General features: G+C 34.3%; 19 protein-coding genes. 6 read left to right on the top strand and 13 right to left on the bottom strand.

All coding sequences use genetic code 11. The annotated features are described in order from the left end of the window. Window positions 1–98: 98 nt before the first annotated feature. From ACH0B5_RS10925 to ACH0B5_RS10905, 5 genes are read right to left on the bottom strand one after another with little or no spacing between them, the layout of a single operon-like run. Window positions 99–1,232: a hypothetical protein gene (locus tag ACH0B5_RS10925; protein WP_406927821.1), complete on the bottom strand. Its 1,134-nt coding sequence runs from the start codon at window positions 1,230–1,232 to the stop codon at window positions 99–101. 2 nt (window positions 1,233–1,234) lie between these two features. Continuing rightward, window positions 1,235–2,596 (bottom strand): Sau3AI family type II restriction endonuclease, encoded by a 1,362-nt coding sequence (locus ACH0B5_RS10920; RefSeq protein WP_406927820.1) that lies wholly within the window; start codon window positions 2,594–2,596, stop codon window positions 1,235–1,237. A 31-nt stretch (window positions 2,597–2,627) separates the two neighbouring features. Continuing rightward, window positions 2,628–3,398, bottom strand: coding sequence for a DUF6339 family protein (locus ACH0B5_RS10915; protein WP_406927819.1), 771 nt, complete (start codon window positions 3,396–3,398; stop codon window positions 2,628–2,630). A gap of 2 nt (window positions 3,399–3,400) precedes the next feature. Continuing rightward, window positions 3,401–4,246, bottom strand: a complete 846-nt coding sequence (locus tag ACH0B5_RS10910; protein WP_406927818.1) for a hypothetical protein — start codon at window positions 4,244–4,246, stop codon at window positions 3,401–3,403. Then, window positions 4,236–6,164 (bottom strand): hypothetical protein, encoded by a 1,929-nt coding sequence (locus ACH0B5_RS10905; RefSeq protein WP_406927817.1) that lies wholly within the window; start codon window positions 6,162–6,164, stop codon window positions 4,236–4,238. Before ACH0B5_RS10905 ends, ACH0B5_RS10910 begins: the two co-directional genes overlap by 11 nt. A gap of 261 nt (window positions 6,165–6,425) precedes the next feature. Between ACH0B5_RS10905 and ACH0B5_RS10900 the strand changes: the two genes are divergently transcribed. Continuing rightward, on the top strand, window positions 6,426–7,271 hold the full coding sequence (locus ACH0B5_RS10900; protein ID WP_341361652.1) for a nuclease-related domain-containing protein: 846 nt from the start codon (window positions 6,426–6,428) through the stop codon (window positions 7,269–7,271). A gap of 88 nt (window positions 7,272–7,359) precedes the next feature. On the opposite strand, the gene ACH0B5_RS10895 is transcribed toward ACH0B5_RS10900, so the two are convergent. Continuing rightward, window positions 7,360–7,881, bottom strand: coding sequence for a GNAT family N-acetyltransferase (locus ACH0B5_RS10895; RefSeq protein WP_406927816.1), 522 nt, complete (start codon window positions 7,879–7,881; stop codon window positions 7,360–7,362). A 161-nt stretch (window positions 7,882–8,042) separates the two neighbouring features. On the opposite strand from ACH0B5_RS10895, the gene ACH0B5_RS10890 reads away from it, so the two are divergent. Continuing rightward, window positions 8,043–8,573, top strand: coding sequence for a hypothetical protein (locus tag ACH0B5_RS10890; RefSeq protein ID WP_406927815.1), 531 nt, complete (start codon window positions 8,043–8,045; stop codon window positions 8,571–8,573). Window positions 8,574–8,634: 61 nt separating this feature from the next. On the opposite strand, the gene ACH0B5_RS10885 is transcribed toward ACH0B5_RS10890, so the two are convergent. Continuing rightward, window positions 8,635–9,075 (bottom strand): Lrp/AsnC family transcriptional regulator, encoded by a 441-nt coding sequence (locus tag ACH0B5_RS10885; RefSeq protein ID WP_406927814.1) that lies wholly within the window; start codon window positions 9,073–9,075, stop codon window positions 8,635–8,637. A gap of 157 nt (window positions 9,076–9,232) precedes the next feature. On the opposite strand from ACH0B5_RS10885, the gene ACH0B5_RS10880 reads away from it, so the two are divergent. Further along, the gene (locus ACH0B5_RS10880; protein WP_406927813.1) at window positions 9,233–10,285 is read left to right on the top strand and encodes an alkene reductase; all 1,053 of its coding nucleotides are present in this window, start codon (window positions 9,233–9,235) and stop codon (window positions 10,283–10,285) included. A 23-nt stretch (window positions 10,286–10,308) separates the two neighbouring features. Here the strand turns inward: ACH0B5_RS10880 and ACH0B5_RS10875 are convergent, their stop codons facing one another. Then, on the bottom strand, window positions 10,309–10,779 hold the full coding sequence (locus ACH0B5_RS10875) for a DinB family protein (protein WP_406927812.1): 471 nt from the start codon (window positions 10,777–10,779) through the stop codon (window positions 10,309–10,311). A 305-nt stretch (window positions 10,780–11,084) separates the two neighbouring features. Next, window positions 11,085–11,495, bottom strand: a complete 411-nt coding sequence (locus tag ACH0B5_RS10870) for an Lrp/AsnC family transcriptional regulator (protein ID WP_406927811.1) — start codon at window positions 11,493–11,495, stop codon at window positions 11,085–11,087. Between the two features lie 127 nt (window positions 11,496–11,622). On the opposite strand from ACH0B5_RS10870, the gene ACH0B5_RS10865 reads away from it, so the two are divergent. Next, the gene (locus tag ACH0B5_RS10865) at window positions 11,623–12,381 is read left to right on the top strand and encodes an MBL fold metallo-hydrolase (RefSeq protein WP_406927810.1); all 759 of its coding nucleotides are present in this window, start codon (window positions 11,623–11,625) and stop codon (window positions 12,379–12,381) included. Window positions 12,382–12,454: 73 nt separating this feature from the next. On the opposite strand, the gene ACH0B5_RS10860 is transcribed toward ACH0B5_RS10865, so the two are convergent. The 4 genes from ACH0B5_RS10860 to thrS form a co-directional block, all read right to left on the bottom strand. Further along, entirely contained in the window at window positions 12,455–12,916 is a 462-nt protein-coding gene (locus ACH0B5_RS10860) for a hypothetical protein (protein WP_122971634.1), read from the bottom strand. Between the two features lie 4 nt (window positions 12,917–12,920). Next, window positions 12,921–13,706 (bottom strand): hypothetical protein, encoded by a 786-nt coding sequence (locus ACH0B5_RS10855; protein ID WP_341361644.1) that lies wholly within the window; start codon window positions 13,704–13,706, stop codon window positions 12,921–12,923. 23 nt (window positions 13,707–13,729) lie between these two features. Next, entirely contained in the window at window positions 13,730–14,194 is a 465-nt protein-coding gene (locus ACH0B5_RS10850; RefSeq protein WP_341361643.1) for a hypothetical protein, read from the bottom strand. 168 nt (window positions 14,195–14,362) lie between these two features. Next, window positions 14,363–16,291 (bottom strand): threonine--tRNA ligase, encoded by a 1,929-nt coding sequence (gene thrS, locus ACH0B5_RS10845; RefSeq protein WP_341361642.1) that lies wholly within the window; start codon window positions 16,289–16,291, stop codon window positions 14,363–14,365. Between the two features lie 500 nt (window positions 16,292–16,791). On the opposite strand from thrS, the gene ACH0B5_RS10840 reads away from it, so the two are divergent. Continuing rightward, window positions 16,792–16,974 carry a hypothetical protein gene (locus ACH0B5_RS10840; protein WP_122971630.1) on the top strand — a complete coding sequence of 61 codons (183 nt, stop codon included), beginning with the start codon at window positions 16,792–16,794 and terminating at the stop codon, window positions 16,972–16,974. 102 nt (window positions 16,975–17,076) lie between these two features. After that, complete coding sequence (locus ACH0B5_RS10835) at window positions 17,077–17,562, top strand: NUDIX hydrolase (RefSeq protein ID WP_122971629.1); 486 nt, start codon at window positions 17,077–17,079, stop codon at window positions 17,560–17,562. The last annotated feature ends 825 nt before the right edge of the window (window positions 17,563–18,387 follow it).

The raw sequence follows: 18,387 nt of genomic DNA, 5'->3' as shown, positions 1-18,387 counted from the left end.
AAGCGAACATCCTTTCTGTTTTTCTCTATTATAATAAAAATTAAAGAAAAGATCAACTATTTTAATTAACTTTGTCTAAATTTAATATTTCAAATACTTTAAATAACTTCTTCAAATTCCAGCTGCTGAGAATCTATATTATAACTATACTTTATTAATCTTAAATTGGACCATTCATGTGAGATGGGTGGCCTTCTTCCTTGAGTAAAATTTCGTTTAGCAATAGAATCCTTAAGTTCGATCACTTCCATTTCAAAATCTTTAGCTACAATAAAAGCCTCAATCATATTGTAATCACCATAACTATACTCTCTATTTACCCAATCGACATATTTCATTACTTGATTTACAACATCGACATTAGCAACATCTTTTTTTATTTCAACAACTAGATATTTTGATATTGTTGATTTATACCCTTCAATAAATCGATAACCAAACACATCCATTTTATCCATATAGTCTACTGGTTTAAAAGGTGATGCTACAACTTGATGGGATAAATAGTCCCAACGACCAAAAATACCACTTGAGTTCTTTTTAATATAATCAATTAAACTAGCTTCTATTGCCATTTCATGCTTTATTTCATTATTTTGGGCAGCCAAAATTAAAGTATTTTTAGAATTTAATGTGTACTCTTCGTTATAAAGTTGTTTAACACGATTATGCATGTTAGAGGAGAAGTTAAAGTGAAATAAATGATTATTTATATACTTCTCATTAGATTTTAAAATCATATCAAAGAGAGCTTTATTCTCAATATCATCAATTTTTATAAATGATAGTTTCCAAAGAACTCTTAACATTTTAAAGGCATTTGGATTTGATTCTAAAACATCATCCATATCAATACCTTCTTTAAAAAAAGCAGGTGCTCCTATAAAAGTGCATAGAAAACGATTCTTTAAATTTTCCTCCGAACTGTTTAATATCATTTTATCTTGAAGATTCTTATAGTCATTAACAATTGGAATATCTGCTTTAGGGAAATTTAATAGCTTACAATCACCAGCTATTGTAATTAATTTACCTATTCCATATATTTTTCTTTTAATAAAGAAATAAACGTTATCTCCTTCAGTCATAGAAAGATAATCAGCAAGAGTACCTTCGTGGTGAGGTTTCCAAGTATTATTTTTCGGAATGTTTAAATTTGTACTGTAAATACCATCTTCAATAATTTTATTGAGTGAATCAATATTATTAAGTGTAAATATGTAGCCCGCCATAATTACACCTCCAAACTACTCACTATTTCAGCGATATAACTAGCATTCAACCAATAACATTGTTTTGTAATCCATTGTCCATCTGGTAACTGAACTTTGTCATTCGCATCAGCGCCTTTTGGTCTAACGTGTAAAACTCCATTAAAATTGGACTTTGGAAAATTATTTTCCACTCCCTTACTCGTTTTAGTTAGAACGACTCCATCTTTTAATACTTTTCGAATTTCACTCCAATAATTAAACACTTCATTTTCTATCGTTTGAAGCGGCATATGCCACAATTTAATTCCTTTAAAACGTAAAATATCTTCTTCATCGAACTGGAAAACTACAAATAAAATTTGAGTTTCTAAAAAATAATTTCGGATAAAAGAATCTTCCCAAGTTTCTTCTAATATTTCATTAAAATCAATGTTTACAAAAGACATACTTTCTTTTGGTTTACCATTTTGTTTAAGTCTAACTGTTTTAAATTGGATATTTGCTTTTGCAAATTCTGCGATGTTATCAAGCTTTGTCCCTTTAACACCTAACAAAGCACTTATTAGATTTGCAACCACAGCACGGTTTTTAGGGTTAATTTTTATATTTAGCTTGTTAGCCATTTCCATCATTGTCATACCTGTATATGGCTCAAATCGTTCTTTAAGTAATTGTTCAAGCGTTTTTTCCTTCAATTCATCTGCACTTGCAAATTGCACTAACTTTTCATTTGAAATTACTTGTCTAACTAAAGTGGTCATATAAGACTGTTTCAACGAGTAAGCTCTTTGCATGGCTAATTCATCACTATATGGCTGTGCTCTTAACGAATTTTTATTTGCTCCTTTAGTACATGCGCCTAAATATTGCGTATCTCCTTCAGAGAGATTATGCGCTTCACCAGCTCGGATTTTATTTACAATAAATTCCCAGTCCTTTTTTATAATCTCTAAATCTTCTTCTGGAAAAGTAAATAAAATGGTTTCAATAATTTTATAATCTCCTCGGTCAATTTCAGGCTTCCACTCGTAAAACATTAAGAGTAATTTTTCATTTTTCTTCCAAAAACTAGATGACCAAAAATCATTATGTACTTCATCCATATAATTTATGATATTTAGTACAAGTCGCTCCTTAGCAGAAAGTGTTTTATTTTTATTTTGTTTAAATGGAGTAACCTTTAATTCAACACCTAAATTTGAGAAATCTGCTTCAGCTTTACTATTTACTTCATAACCAAAAAAACTCTCTTCAATAATGTTACCTAAAGCACCTGTTGCACCTTTTTTACTTAAACGATTAAATTTATCTATTTCTTTAAAAGTTTTACCACGGGCTTCTTTTGCTTTTATAATCAGTTCATTTTCACTGTTAAAATACATAGATTCATCTCCGAAATTTTTTACTATACAACTATTTAACACTAGTAACATTTTGCAATTCTAAACCAAAAACTTTTCTAACTCTCTTCTCAATCATCTCTTTCACTTCATCCTCTTCAAGCAAATCAAGTACCATCGCCCCACCAGAAATATTTAAATATTTTGTGGCTTCTACAAAGTGTGCACGTTTGATAACTACACCTTCATCACGTAATTCTACTAAAGCACGTAATATTCCCTTTGTGATAGCTGGATTGGATGTGAAGTTACTTGAGAAAAATACGACGCAACGTGCTGAGAAATCTGCTGAGCAGAAAAATTCTGTTAACCAATATGGATTTTCTTTGTTAAATTCATCATATGTCATATAGCCAACCCACCAAAGCCGTGCTAGTGCATGAACAAATAAGGAGCGTTTTGCACCATTTGTAAAGAAAATTGCCGATTGAATACGCTTATCGTTTTTCTTTTCGATGTCATTTGCAATTCTATAGTAGATATAGTCTCTCATTTGAACATGGGCTAATCCTGACCAAAGACGTTCTTGAGTAGCTTGGGCAACAGTTAAATGTTTTAATGATTCATAGATTACTTTTACGTTTTCATAATCACTGACCATATAATTTTCATCATTGTTAAAAACCGTTTTTTCAAATTCGATTTTTGATTCAATTAAATGGCCTTCTTTTTGAAAATATGCATCAAACCATGCATCATCTTTTTTATAGTAATGGGTTTTATAAGTTTCAAAATTTGCACGAAGGTCTTGCAATGCTTCTTCCGATAAAAATTTAATTTTCATTGTTAGTCCTCCGCCTCGCTAATTTTTTTAATTTCAATAAATGCTTTTTCTAATGGATTTTGTAAAACCATTTGTGCCGCTTCTAATGGGGATAATGCCCCTGAAATTACATGGTTCAGTGGCTTGTTATTCTTTTCAAATATTTGTGTTAATACTTGATACCATTTATATTCCACATAATCATCCTGATTTTCTTTTATTCTATAAAACACATCTATTAAACTTGGAAGTATTACGACTGAAAGAATCGTTTCTTTTAATCTAGAACTTGCATTTATAGCGTATTGGTCATACTCATTCTTAGGAAGTTTAATAATAATTTGATCCGAATCAATATCCACTGTCATAATCTTTTCTTTTTCCACTCGGCGAATCGTTACAATGGAAGGTAAGTTTTGAGATTCTTCATCCTCTTCAAATAAAGTAATTTCTACTGCTTCCCCAATAGCTAAAATATTTCCCTTTTCAAAAGTAATAGGGAATCCTTGATAAAAGTCGTTCAAATTAGGATTTTGGTAGTTTTCAATTTTCTCACTTGCCAAAATAAATGGATGAACATCCACTTTTCCACGTAACCGATTATCCGGTATCGATTCTAGTATATAGGGCTCTTCGGATTGGAAGATTTGTCGGTAACTGGTTTGTGGACATTCGATATGCAAAGCGTATTTTGCCTTTTCTTCCGCAATTAGTTGAGTAATGGTAGAATCCTGTAAATTACTTTTAAAACTAATACTAAGTTGCCCAAAGATTTTTTGTACTTCTATAGTTGTTTCAAACTTTGAATTTTTATAGTTATCATTTTCACTAGATAATACAGGGTACGGGAATGAGTTATTAAATTTCATATAAGTCCACCTCTAGTACACAATATTGTTCGTAATCCACCTTCACCTGAATATTCTTTGGCTTTTTACCTGAATGGTTGATAAAACGTACAATATTTTTATCAATACTTGTAATTTGAATATCTTCCGACGTCACATCTAACACAGGAAGAATATAGTCACTTTGCTCTCCGACAACTTTAAATTCAAGTTTCCCTTTTTCGAATCGTTTTGTCGGATGAATATTTAGACGGTATAATCCTTCATTCTTCTGCAAACATATGTACCGAGTATCTGCATCAATTGGCTTAATCTTTTCTTTTTCACCTTTACCGTCTTGTGTGCCACCCGTACCATCCTCTGTAGCTCCTTGTTCACCATGCTCGTTACCAGTGCCACCGCCTTTTCCTTGACCTTCATTTCGATCATCATTGGAATGTCCAGCGAATTCACCTTCTGGAGCTATTCCTGCGTCCACAAGTTCATCCTCAAAATTTTCCTTCGGTTGCTTTTTCTTTAATTTTTTCTTCGGTTTCTCTTTTTTCTTTTGGGTAATTGATTTTATCTTTAGGGATAGGGATTCTTTCTTGTCTTCACCTTCCCCAGCTACAGTCGTTGTGTCTGGTAGAAAATCACTTAACCCAAAGGCATCCATTGTTTCGGTTGTTTCTGCTTGAAATTGTTGTTGAACTGTTTGTTTAACAAACTTCCGTAGATCACTGTAAACTTTTTTCGCCTCTGTTGGTGCTTCTTCTATTCGATTTGGCTCCCAATCAGTATGAGCAGGATTTTCCATCCGTTTAAACACTTGGTTCATCTGTTTACCTGTAATAATGAGAACACCTGTAAAACTTATACTTCCACTAATTCGATTTTGTTCAAAAAGACGCATTCCAGCTTTACGGGTCATTAAAACACGACGATTTAAGTCTTCCCCTTTCATGATATAAAGGGTTGCCTCACCTTCTTCAAAATTCCCAAGTTTTTTATAGACTTTCTTTGGATAAGGTACTTTTATACTCTCATCAGACGTAAGAAGTTTGAAGTAATCTTTTACATGGCGATATTCTTCAATTGCATCATCTAGATTTGCAATTAATGAACCTATATTTTCATGGGATATTGTTTCATTTTCTACTTTTACAACAAGCTTTTTTTGCCAAATTGTGATGAAGAAATTAAATATAACCGAGTTACGCATCGCTTCAACCCAATTTTCTTTTGGATCAAAAGCCGTTACGAAAATATCTGTCCCACTTTCATTCCTTTGGAAAGTAGGATCTAAGTTTAATAAACCTTCTATTGCTGTTGAGTTTTCTGTATTCGTAAAATAACCTGTCCCTAGTGTATTAACATTCTTTTTCGCTTCAAAGGACATAATATTTGCCACACCAATATGAGACTTGAAGTCCGACATATCGTAAGAAGAATAAAAGAGTGTTCGAAGTTTTGAGTTGGCAAAGGGTGCTGATTTTCCGATACCGAAGGAACCACCGGAACTATCACCTTTATTTGAAGAACCAGCTTCTTTTACTAAGGAACTCCACGGAGTACCTAGTTCACCAGTTCTTGCACCCTCCAATCCTTTTGTATTAAAATCACTTATTCTTAAAAATGAAATTTCATTATTCGTTAATATGTATTTAGCTTGTTCGACGAATTGTTCAATTTTTGCATTTTTACCTTTCCAAGTCGTCTCACATTTATTAAAAACATCGATAAGCTCGGCTTTCTCAGGAAAACGGTTACTTTCAATGCGAAAACTTTTAAATTCCACGATAACCGGTTTGGATTCATCCTTTACCGCATCGAGTGAATTTTGGCAAATTTCCCGTGTAAGAGAATCCAACTCGTTCCCTCGAAAAGTTTCAATTCCTGCATTATTTATCGAGTTTATTGTCCCACCAGCTGCTGCTGGAAAATTCCAGAATGGTTTCATCCCAATCTCCTTCTCTGACTAAATTACTACAACTATTGTAATATTATAACAAATTAAAGTTTCTTAGTAATTAGAAGAAAAAGAGATTATTAGTTTAAATTATTGGTAATTATAGGGTTTAACGGCATTAAAATCATTACGATTAACTATTGGAGTTAGTAAAACTCATATAAATATTTTATCCTCTTAAAATTAACTGCCTCCCTACCGATGTAACTACTACTATTCAAATATACTGAGTCTAAGAAAAGAGGTAACACCATGGTTTTTTCCTTCTTCAAAAAGAAACAAAGTCAAACAGAGCAAAAAGAGACACCTTCCCCTATGAAAACAGCCGTTTCAAATAAAAATAATGAGCATTGGGCAAAGAGAAAAGGAGAGCTTGGGGAGTATAAAATTAATATTCAGTTAGATCAGTTCCCTAAAAATTATAAGCATATTAGTGACTTGATGATTATCAATTCAAAGTCATCTACTGGCTATTCCCAAATCGATCATATCATTATGACACCATACGGCTTATTTGTAATTGAAACCAAAAACTATCAAGGAACGATTTATGGTGGGAAGGAGCGAAAAACGTGGCTCGTTAATGGGAAGTTTAAAATGATGAGTCCTTTAGTACAAAACTATGGTCATATTCAGGCAATAAAAAATTTAGTAGAATCCCACTATCATGACTACTTCATCTCAATGGTTTCTTTTACAAAAAGATGCACCTTTAAGATAGATGAGGAACTCCGTAAAATACAATCAAACGAACTCGTTGTTTATGATATTGAGCTAACAGAATTTATTAACCGTAAAATTGCCATCCTCAAGTTACAACATAAAGAACCGTTTTTATCGGATTATGAAATTGAACTACTCTACCAACAACTAATGGAAGCTAATATTACGGATCCTACGATTCGAATGCAGCACGTTGAAAATATCAAAACGTCTAAAAACGAGAACGAAAAAACGGACAAGGAAAGTATATGTGTTGTCTGTCAAAAATCCGTGTCAGATAAAGTAAAATCCTATTGTCTATCAAATAAAAAGTTTGATGGGAAAATTTATTGCTACGATCATCAAAAAACGATTAATAAGCATTCGTTTACATAAAAGGGATTGGAAATTCAAATCCCTTTTAACATCAATAAAAAAGAGTTAACGACCCATATTTAATCGTCAACTCTTTTTCTCATATAGACTACTTATTACTTTCCCATTCTTCGCCTAATATCGCGTAATAATATTCGTCCCACCATTCATTTCCCGATGGAATGCATTTTTTAAAATAGCCTTCCCTTCGCATGCCAATCTTCTCCATTACTCGGTAGGAAGGGATATTTTCTGGTTGGCATGTTGCAATTATTCTATGTAACTTCATTTCTTCAAAACCAAATTTTAAAACGGCTTGGGCTGCTTCTGAGGCATACCCTTTATTGTAATACTTCGGATTAAACACCCACCCAATTTCATATGTATGCTCCCCAAAATATTTAAAAAATGCGATGTGTCCAATAACCACATTCTCATCTCTTAATACAACCGCAAATTTCTCAGCTTTTTCCCCCATGTTTTGATTGATAAATTCTTTCGTCTCTTCTCCCGTAAAGACACCTTCAGGTATATATTTCATCACATTGTGATCCGAAATATATTCGTAGACATCTTGCCAATCCTCGATTTCAAAATTACGTATAATTAGTCTTTCTGTTGTGATGTACATTTCATATCCCCCAATAAAAATTCAATACTACTGGTTTCGATATAGAGAATAATATCCCCTCTAAATAAGGGCATTTTCATACAACAATTTAAACTGTTACAATATGGAAAAGGACTTTTTATCGAATTGGTTAAGAATTGTAACTTTAAGGGGAGAAGGATATGAGTTTTAAACATGAAATTAGCCTTATATTGTCTAGAAAAACGATAGCTGCAGTTATTTCCAGTTCCTTATTTGGCGTGCTATTAGGTTTGATTTTCACAATCATTCATATGCTTAATAATGAATTGGATACTGTTGGAGAATACTTGTTTTGGTTTTTGCAAGCCACTCCAGTATATCTGGCATTCAGCTTTCCGATGATTTTCATCTATGGCGCGATTACTTCTACTATAAGTGATTACATAGCCCGTTTTCTTTCAAACTACACGAACAAAAAATTCGAAATTTATATTTCGTTCGCTTTCCACTTACTTTTCGGTTTAATTTTACTTTGGACTAGTTTATTAGCATCTGTTTTATTTTTTATAACGGATTACATTTTACGCCGGAAAAATATCGGGGGCTGGAAAAGCTCTTTTAAATCGTTAGTAATCCTTATAATAGGTTTAATAATATATGCATTTGGTTTGTACATAGTAGATAGTATCATACATCTAAAGGATCGTTTTCTTGAATATTTGGTTTTCTAAAACATTTATCAAATAGATTAAAAGGATAGATGGTGAGAATAATGATGCCCTACCGATACCTTCAATCGTTCTTTATTATTGGAATCAATTTATCATTTTCGATTGGTGAAGATAGTACGATTAATGTTGTTGAATCTCCGTATATCCCCATCTCGTTTATGGCAACTTCAAGGGATTGAAGGGTTTCCGTCACTACTTTTACTAAAAAGTTATATTGGCCACTAATTCTATGTAATTCCACTACATCCTTTGATTGATTGCAGAATTCTACAAAGTTTTCACAGTTTTTCGTATGGAATAACAGGAAGGCTGATATCGGTTTGTTGATTTTTTCTGCTCTTACAATCGCCCGATAATGATCAATAATTCCCTTTTCCTCCATTCTGCGCACTCGCTCTGTAACCGCTGGCTGAGAGAGGGCTACCTCTTTTCCAAGTTCCGTCATGGAAATTCGACCTTTCTCCTGTAAAATCAAAAGGATTTCTTTATCCAATTCATCCACAATAACGACCACCTTTATTTTTTAAGTAAATTACTTAAAATAAAATTAATTTAAAACTAATAGCACTTTATAAACTGGATTTTTCTATATAACTCCTTCTTTTCATTATATAAAATAATCCTAGAAGTTAATACTTTTATAAAGGAGTTAGGACAACATGGGGATCAATGAATTATTAAGTTCAACTCAGATTGGTAACTGGCACTTGAAAACAAAAATTGTAATGGCACCAATGACACGGAGCTTTGCTAATAATGAAACAGGTACTGTTGGTGAAGATATTGTCCACTACTACCGGAAAAGAGCGAAAGACGGTATTGGGCTAATTATTACAGAAGGTATTAATCCTTCACCTAGAGGAAAAGGAACTTTTGGTGTACCTGGGCTATATACGGACAGCCAAGTGGATTCATGGTGGAAAGTAACGGAAGCTGTTCACGAAGAAGGAGGAACGATTGTTGCTCAACTTTGGCACGTAGGAAGATTGACACATCGAGAACTGACTGGAGGATTGCCACCACAAGCACCCTCTCCTATAAAGGCGGATGGACTTGTCCATCGATTGCGAAAACCATATGATACTCCAGAAGAAATGACTTTAATGGATATCAAGGAAGTTATTCAAGAATATGCATTAGCTGCTCGAAACGCCATCAAGGCTGGATTTGATGGAGTTGAAATCCACGGGGCTCATGGTTACTTAATTGATCAATTTAATTGTGAAATGACGAATAAGCGAACGGATGAGTACGGAGGCAATTTACAAAATCGCTTATCTTTTATGAAGGAATTATTAATGGCGGTTATCAATGAAGTTGGTAAAGATAAAACCATTATACGATTTTCCGAATTGAAAGATGATATCCCAGGTTATAGATGGGCCAATCCTGAAGAGAATATAAAGGCTTTTATTCAGGTATTTCACGAAGTAGGACTCCACATTATACACCCTTCCACAAATGACTTTACCGAAAAAATGGTGAATGATATGACTTTTCATCAACTCGTAAGAAAATATTGGGATGGTATGATCATTGGGGTCGGAAATTTAAATCCAGACAGTGCTTCTAAAGCGATTATGGAAGGTACTATTGACCTTGCTGCCTTTGGACGTCCTCTACTTGCAAATCCGGATTTCGTTCAAAAAATAAAAGAAGAACGTCCTCTAAAACCCTATGAAGCAGCAATTGATTTAAAATACTTGAATTAATAAGACTTTAACCGAGCGTTGGGCTACGATTGTTCAACGCTTATTAGCATCTGCTTCATACTTTTAACAATCCCCATGTGTAAACTCTCATGATTCATATGAAAAACGACCATATCCCCTAATGTTTTCATACCTAAAAAGAATTCTTTTAGCGGTTCGTCTAGGTGTCCTTTACAAGCTTGTTCAATCGCATGTACTTGTTGTTCCAACTGTTTTATTAGTACTTCCATTGACGGAGGTTGCTCTGTCCAATTATCAGGTTTACTCCCGCTCGGAAACATCAAATGATAAGATAGAGGCATTTGTCTTTCCAGGTGAACTGCGGGAAACATTGTATTATCCCACCCTGCTAAAATATGACCGGCATTCCAGCGGATATTATTATGATGGCCATTTGGAATTTGGTCCGCAATCTCCTCAGGTATCGTCCGAAGAAAGTCAACAGTCCATTTACGCCACAATTTCATTTGTTCAAATAATTGTACTTCCCTCATTATGAGTCCTCATTTCCTGCCCTTCTTCATTAAATCGATTATGTAAAAAAGTTGGGTGATGATAAAAGAACCAAAAATAATGAATAGAATACATAGAGCTATATCAACTTCGCCAACTAAATCACCTAATACCAACAAAATTAAAAACATAAGTAGTATCCCTGTAAATACCGTTAGAAAAAACATACTGATATAACGTCCCAACGTCACATCCCCCTTTCCCTATACTAGTTCTCGACTCTCAACCAACTCTCCTTCCCCTAACAACAGTAAAAGAGTGCATTATTATAAATGCACCCTTTTCGTTATTTATCAATCACAATGGATAATTTATAGTTCGCATGTTCATTTAAAGCGGTCAAAAATTGATTCAATTCTTCGTTTGAAGGGAAGCGACATTCGAGAAGGTAGCAACCGTCTCCACTAATTTTATAGTTATTCAAGATGTATTGTTCTTGCGTTTTTATAAATGATAAGTAAGGCTGATGATACGTATTTTGCGTAATGATTGTTATAAAAGTATGGATTGGACAGCCTAATTTCGCTTGGTTCACTTTAACGGTATACCCTTCGATAACGCCACTATCTTCTAGTTTCGCCACCCTTGCTGAAACAGCTGGCCCCGTTAAATGCACTTTCTCTCCTAATTCTTTCATAGTGAGTCGACTGTTTTTAGATAGTTCCTCTAAAATCAGCCTGTCCGTGCGATCTAACATGTCACTAACTCCTTTCATTAATAAAGTCAAACAGGCAAAAGACTTTATTTTTTCTATGTATCCATCAATAGGTCATAGTTTAAACTATACACAGTTTAAAGAATACCCGAAAAAGGAGTTAATGAATATGAATATACATCAAATTCGTAATGCAACGATGGTTGTTGAATATGGAGGGAAAAGGTTTTTAATCGACCCTATGTTAGCGGAAAAAGGAACTTACCCTCCTTTCCCTAATTCACCAAGACAAGATCAAAAAAATCCGATCGTTGAGTTGCCCACTTCCATTGACAAGATCGTTCAAAATATCGATGCGGTTATTGTTACGCATTTGCATTTAGACCATTGGGATGATGCAGCTAAGGAATCATTGCCAAAGGACATCAAATTTTTTTCCCAAAATGAAGAAGATGCTACGGAAATTCAAAAGGCTGGTTTCCAAAATGTCGAGGTTTTACAAGAGGATACGGTCTTTGAAGATATCCAATTAATAAAAACAAAAGGCAAGCATGGCAGAGGAGAAATTTTAAAGCTTGCAGGTCAAGTGTGTGGTGTTGTCTTCAAACATGTAACGGAAAAAACTTTATACGTTGCAGGAGATACAGTATGGTATGAAGCGGTTCAAGATGTAATCGAAACACATGAACCGGACATCTTGGTTGTCAATGGTGGAGATAATCAATTCCTGCAAGGCGGTTCCCTCGTTATGGGGATAGATGATATTTATGAAGTGTATAAGGCTGCCCCTAATGCAAAAATTATTTCCGTTCATATGGAAGCCGTTAATCATTGGACGTTGTCTCGGGAGGAATTAAAACAATTCATTAAAGAAAAAAGCATCTCTAACGTTTTAGTGCCAGATGACGGTGAATTTTACTCATTTTAAGAACAATAAAAGTGCACATCAACTCGTTTTTTACGGTTCGTGCACTTTTTATATACTTTCATTCCCCCTGGAATTAATCTTCTAATTTAGCCACTCCTAATGCAAGGTGATCCCAAAGCAATTGTTCCACTTTTTCACTTAGTTCATTCGGACAATTGATGACTAAAACGACCTCTGAATGCTTCCCTTTTAGCACCCTTTTTCTTTTATAAATTACTTTATAAAGGATGAAATCGATCAAAAAGCCCGTCACAAACCCAACCGCTCCACCGATTAACCCCCAATAAATCGGACCCCACTCTAATTGAAAACCGATACATGCTCCAATTACACCAAATGCCGTTCCGATTGCCGCTCCCTTATCAAACAAACTAATACCATCAGCTCGATGAAGTGTATCAAATAATCTTCTTTCTTGGGTGCGATTCACAAGCGGGACAGCAAGAATTTGACTTTTGTGTACCCCTAATTGTTCTATAGCCGTAATCGCTAACTCAAGATATGTGGAATGCTCAAAGGTAGAAATTATTTGCAATGGATTACACCTCATCAGATGTTGGTATTTTTATACGAAATTGGTTGTAATTTTTTCGCAAAAATGTTCGTTGTTCACTATCAAATAGTTTATTATTTTCCACTGTATTTACGTATGCGTCATACACGCCAAAGCCAATTTGTGATGGAATAAATAAAAACCATTGTGGGTTAAGTGCTTCAGTCGCTTTGCTAATTTCACCCATGAAGAGGAAATGAACCGCGACAAGGACATTGGAAAAGTAGACAAAGACAATCATAAACGACACCATAAAAGTGGCTGTAATTACTCGATGGATATACAATTGACCTAATCCCGGTGTTAAAAAGGACCAAAATATCGCCATACTCGGTCTTCTTTTATCTAAATAATTCACTTCTACAGCCCCAATAATAAAAGAATTAAAATTAGCATTTTCCCTTTCCGCTAATAAGTAGACTTTGTTCATATCCACTGCACTCCGGTAACTGTCCCAAATACCAAAAATATAGACGGGAAGATACAAAAGGAGCCATCTTGGTTCTAGCACTTCCTTCGCCATTTTAAAATTCCCGGTAAAAGAATAAATAATTCCATAATTTAAATGGGCCATATTGTTCACAAGAAGTTCCCATAAAATGAGGGCATAGCCTCTCAAATATTTCGATAATAGAAGATGGCCAAAACCAGGAAAAGCAGCTGACCACCAAGCAATAATATAAGGGTTTCGCAAATGGAGTTGGGTAGTTCCAACTAAACTGACATGGGTTTTATAGCGTCTGGCTGTATTATTATTAGTAAAATTCCTCATACCGCTGCAACCCCTTAGTTATCTTATAACGCTTTTTCCAATTTACATATCCATTTATAAAAAGCCAACTCAATGATAAGTAAAATCGGATAAATAGGTACTGAATAAACTAATTTCCACCATCCATAATGGAAATAGCCCCAAGGTTCTGGAAGCAAAGCTAGTGCTTCATAAATGACACATACTATAGACCAAAATACAATATAAAGGAAACGCTTTAAAAAAGAAGTGCGAAACGGGAAAAAATTTAAAAACATGAGTATAAAAGGCGGCGTCAAGATAATTCGCACTGGTAAATCAGACCATTCAATTTCACTATCGCTAAAATACCAATAAGCGTTATATTTAGTACCTAAATAGAGATCAACAATTAGTTGAAATAAGACGGTAAATGTCCACATATGGACGATTTGATTTTTAGTTAGTCGCTTAACCGTAATAAACGCAACCGTGTTTAAAAGGATAACGGCAATTATAAGTCCGATCATAGCAAAAAAGAATCACCTCTTTAGACACTATTCTTTACTAAAACTTTATTAAGTATTCCGCACCTTTCTTTCAAGCAATAAACATCTTCATTTAAATGCAATAACCCTCTTTCAAAAAATGAAAGAGGGTTTAAGGCGTTCTTAATTTGATAATTAGGATTACTATTTTTAACGCATATTCATTGGTAGAGACTTTTCATCTATTTCTTTTAATATTTCGTGTAAAAATTCCTCTACGGACATTGTTTTTTGTACGCTCTGCTTATATCCCCTAACTGTAACTGTTTGGTCTTTTTGCTCTTGGTCACCTAAAACAATCAAGTAAGGGACTTTCTTTATTTGTGCATCTCGAATTTTTCTTCCAAGCTTTTCATGACGACTATCGATAGAAGCTCGTATTCCTGCTTTTTGCAAGAGCTTATATACTTTTGTCGCGTATTCATTATGCACTTCGGTAACACCCATTATCTCAACCTGCTTTGGCGCTAACCAGAGTGGGAATGCTCCTCCAAAATGTTCAATTAAAATACCTAAGAATCGATCAATTGAACCAAATACTGCACGATGAATGACAACAGGTCTTACTTTTTCGTTTTGTTCATTTACATAAGTTAAATCAAATTTTTCAGGGAGTTGGAAATCAAGTTGTACTGTTGCACATTGATGGCTACGGTTAATCGCGTCTTTAATATGGATATCAATTTTCGGTCCGTAAAATGCACCGTCCCCTTCATTGATTTTATATGGTGAACCTATATTGTTTAAAACATTTTCTAATGCCCGCTCAGCTTTGTTCCATAAGTCTAAATCACCCATGTAGTCATCTGGTCGTGTCGATAACTCAATTTCATAATCAAACCCAAATACTTGATATACATGATCAATAATCTTTAATGCTAACGTGATTTCGTCTTCAATTTGTTCAGGTGTTACAAAAATATGTGCATCATCTTGACAGAATGTTCGAACACGTAACAAACCATTTAATGCCCCACTAAATTCATGACGATGGACTTGTCCAAATTCAGCCATGCGAATCGGTAAATCCCTATAAGAGTGCAAATCATTTTTATAAATAAGCATATGACCGGGACAGTTCATTGGCTTTAAAGCAAATTTTTGTTCATCTACTTGTGTAAAATACATATTTTCTTTATAGTGCTGCCAATGTCCGGATTGTTCCCATAATCGCTGATTCATCATCAAAGGTGTTCGAACTTCTTTATAATCATATGCTGTTTGTAAATCCCGAAGAAATGATTCAAGTTCATTGCGTATAATCTGTCCATTTGCTAAATAAAATGACATACCTGGAGCTTCTTCTGAAAACATAAATAGTTCGAGTTGTTTTCCTAACTTTCGATGATTTCGTTTTTCGGCCTCATCAAGGAAGTTGAAATAATTTTGCATTTCTTCTTTACTGGCAAATGCCACACCATAAATGCGTTGTAACATTTGATTATGACTATCTCCACGCCAGTAAGCACCCGAAATATTCATTAATTTAAAATACTGTAATTTATTTGTGGAAGGTACATGTGGACCTCTACATAAATCGTAAAACTCTCCTTGTTCATACACTGTTATCGGTTCATCCAATGGGATTGCATCAAGTAATTCCAACTTTAATGGATCATGTGCAAAAAGTTGATTTGCCTCCTCCCTTGTGACCTCTTTACGAACAATTTTAAGATTTTCCTTAACTATTTTTTGCATTTCTCGTTCGATAACAATTAAATCTTCCGGCACTAATGAATGTGCCATCTCTATATCATAATAAAACCCATTTTCTATAACGGGACCTACCCCTAAATGAACATCTGGATATAAACGTTTTATAGCCTGTGCGAATAAGTGGGCTGTCGAATGGCGAATGACTTCCATACCTTTTACTGAATGTGCCTCATAAATAGCAATTTGAGCATCGGTTAGAATCGGTCTCGCCAAATCATATGTGGTTTCATTTACACTTCCTACAATGGCTTTTTTCACTAAACTCGGACTAATTGCTTTTGCAATATCGGTTAGTGTTACACCTTTTGCAAACTGCGCTTGTTTGCCATCTGGAAATTGAATTAACACTTGTTGATTTGACATCCTAACACTCCTTTTCTAATTTGTTGCCTTTAAGGCAAATAAAAAACACATACTTGTCCACTAAGGGACGAGCATGTGTTGATTACCCGTGGTTCCACCCAAATTCCTACCTATGCAAATGCATCAGTAGCTCATTGAATGCAGATAACGCCTGCACACGTCACTAGTTTCCTAGCACAGCTCTAAGGTAGTAAATCATTTCGTCCAATTAGGAAACTTTCAGCCGGTGATTTCCCTCTCTTTTCATCTTCTCTAAAATGATTCGTATCCTCTTCATCGCTTTTTAAAATAAAATTAGTATCAAATTTAAATCATCCGGTTCAATATGTCAATACTTTTAATATTCTAAATATATTTCATTTGTCTAAAAACCATGTTTGATGATACTGCCATTTAAGGTCCCCTTGAAAAGTTAATGCCTAATAGATGAAAAAATAAAACAAATTACTTAAGATGAGAATAGGTTAAATTATTAATAAATGGGAAAAAGAGGGATTATTATGAAAACTAATGGCTTTCTCGTTTTGAATTTCATTATTTTGTTTGGTATAGGGGTTTATTTAATGGTTTATAGTTTTTCTGCGCATGTGGAATTAAAAACAGGAATTCCTATAATATCAGGTCTTTTAATGGGTTTTTCCATCTATTCAACCTATCGAATACAAAAGCAAGCAAAGCATTAGTTTGAACAAGATCATTTTTTTATCCGCGCTCATGATACATATGCAAAACTGATTTTCTAGATTAAACCAAACCATTATCCCATATCAATTTGGAGGGGAAACATGACAACTACTTATGTCCATTGGGGAGAATCAAAGGTTAAATTAACATGGAAGAAAAGTGAGGTACTTCCTCAAAGGCATCTAATCACAAGTGTCCATGGCTTTTGTTTTCAAGGTGGCAACTTATTATTAGTTCATTTAAATAAGAGAGGATGGGATTTTCCAGGAGGACATATCGAATCTGGTGAATCACCGGAAAATTGCCTTAAACGAGAGGTGTTAGAAGAAGGTTATGTAGAAGGCGAAAGCCAATTGTTAGGATACATAATCGTTGATCATAGTGAAAATCTTTTTTGGACAGAGAGTAGCCCATATCCTAAAATTGGCTACCAACTGTTTTACAAAATGACTATTACAAAACTGCTCCCTTTTGAAGGAAAATTTGAATCTTCAAAGCGTATGTTCATAAACCCTCAAGACATTTCCGCCTACCATCACGAGTGGAACATACTTTATCAGCATATTTTGGACTGTACATTCCAATAGATTTTTTTAAAATTCTGTTTAAAGATTTATGCTTTTATTTTCCAAATTAAAATTCCCATGTTATAATCTAATTAAATTAAGAGTACATTAAAAAAGACTACTCGATGAGTGCCATCAAGTAGTCCTAGCAATTTAACAGATTGCTTCAAGGGCAATCAGCATCACAGTAAAGAGTAAACCGTATGCTTGGTAGGCGGGCGGTTTACTTTTTTTGTGTGAACGTGTAGGACAATGTAAGAATCATCACTACAAGAACAGCCACATCAATCGTAAGAGACAACGCTTCTATACTCAACAATCGATATCACCTCCTAATCGATTACTCTTTCGGAAATGATATCGATCATGTTTCAGTCATTGTCATAGCAACACCCCCTCTCCTCAAAGAGTAGAGGAAAAACGAGTGCTGACCGCCCACAAAACCCTATTAAATCGCTAACCTTATTATACCATTATTGCTAGTATAATACTTCATCAAAAATCAGATTATTCTCAATTTAGATAAAATATACTACTTCGTTGTTTATAAAATGGAACGTTTCTTATCCCGTTTCCGATGCACAAAAATGATATTTTTTCTAAATGGCTATTCGCCATGTTATAATCTAGTTAATTTACGAGTACATTAAAAAGACTACTTGATGGGTGCCATCAAGTAGTCCTAGCAATTTAACAGATTGCTTTAAGGGCAATCAGCACCATGGTTAAAGTAAACCGTTGGCTTGGGAAGGCGGGCGGTTTACTTTTTGGCTCTATAATATTTGTTGGGGTTTAAAAAAATTTCATAAATAAAAAAGCACGTAATCACCGATTTCTATATACTTG

It is taken from the genome of Ureibacillus sp. 179-F W5.1 NHS (assembly GCF_045369345.1).
Lineage (GTDB): Bacteria > Bacillota > Bacilli > Bacillales_A > Planococcaceae > Ureibacillus > Ureibacillus halotolerans.
This window is presented reverse-complemented; position numbering and strand designations above follow the sequence as displayed.

Excerpts from the sequence above, each read along its gene's own strand:
- ACH0B5_RS10920 (WP_406927820.1), bottom strand. The coding sequence starts at position 2,596 with ATGTATTTTAACAGTGAAAATGAACTGATTATAAAAGCAAAAGAAGCC.
- ACH0B5_RS10890 (WP_406927815.1), top strand. The coding sequence starts at position 8,043 with ATGAGTTTTAAACATGAAATTAGCCTTATATTGTCTAGAAAAACGATA.
- ACH0B5_RS10915 (WP_406927819.1), bottom strand. The coding sequence starts at position 3,398 with ATGAAAATTAAATTTTTATCGGAAGAAGCATTGCAAGACCTTCGTGCA.
- ACH0B5_RS10865 (WP_406927810.1), top strand. The coding sequence starts at position 11,623 with ATGAATATACATCAAATTCGTAATGCAACGATGGTTGTTGAATATGGA.
- ACH0B5_RS10900 (WP_341361652.1), top strand. The coding sequence starts at position 6,426 with ATGGTTTTTTCCTTCTTCAAAAAGAAACAAAGTCAAACAGAGCAAAAA.
- ACH0B5_RS10880 (WP_406927813.1), top strand. The coding sequence starts at position 9,233 with ATGGGGATCAATGAATTATTAAGTTCAACTCAGATTGGTAACTGGCAC.
- ACH0B5_RS10855 (WP_341361644.1), bottom strand. The coding sequence starts at position 13,706 with ATGAGGAATTTTACTAATAATAATACAGCCAGACGCTATAAAACCCAT.
- ACH0B5_RS10870 (WP_406927811.1), bottom strand. The coding sequence starts at position 11,495 with ATGTTAGATCGCACGGACAGGCTGATTTTAGAGGAACTATCTAAAAAC.
- ACH0B5_RS10835 (WP_122971629.1), top strand. The coding sequence starts at position 17,077 with ATGACAACTACTTATGTCCATTGGGGAGAATCAAAGGTTAAATTAACA.
- ACH0B5_RS10840 (WP_122971630.1), top strand. The coding sequence starts at position 16,792 with ATGAAAACTAATGGCTTTCTCGTTTTGAATTTCATTATTTTGTTTGGT.
- ACH0B5_RS10905 (WP_406927817.1), bottom strand. The coding sequence starts at position 6,164 with ATGAAACCATTCTGGAATTTTCCAGCAGCAGCTGGTGGGACAATAAAC.
- thrS (WP_341361642.1), bottom strand. The coding sequence starts at position 16,291 with ATGTCAAATCAACAAGTGTTAATTCAATTTCCAGATGGCAAACAAGCG.
- ACH0B5_RS10875 (WP_406927812.1), bottom strand. The coding sequence starts at position 10,779 with ATGAGGGAAGTACAATTATTTGAACAAATGAAATTGTGGCGTAAATGG.
- ACH0B5_RS10910 (WP_406927818.1), bottom strand. The coding sequence starts at position 4,246 with ATGAAATTTAATAACTCATTCCCGTACCCTGTATTATCTAGTGAAAAT.
- ACH0B5_RS10895 (WP_406927816.1), bottom strand. The coding sequence starts at position 7,881 with ATGTACATCACAACAGAAAGACTAATTATACGTAATTTTGAAATCGAG.
- ACH0B5_RS10850 (WP_341361643.1), bottom strand. The coding sequence starts at position 14,194 with ATGATCGGACTTATAATTGCCGTTATCCTTTTAAACACGGTTGCGTTT.
- ACH0B5_RS10925 (WP_406927821.1), bottom strand. The coding sequence starts at position 1,232 with ATGGCGGGCTACATATTTACACTTAATAATATTGATTCACTCAATAAA.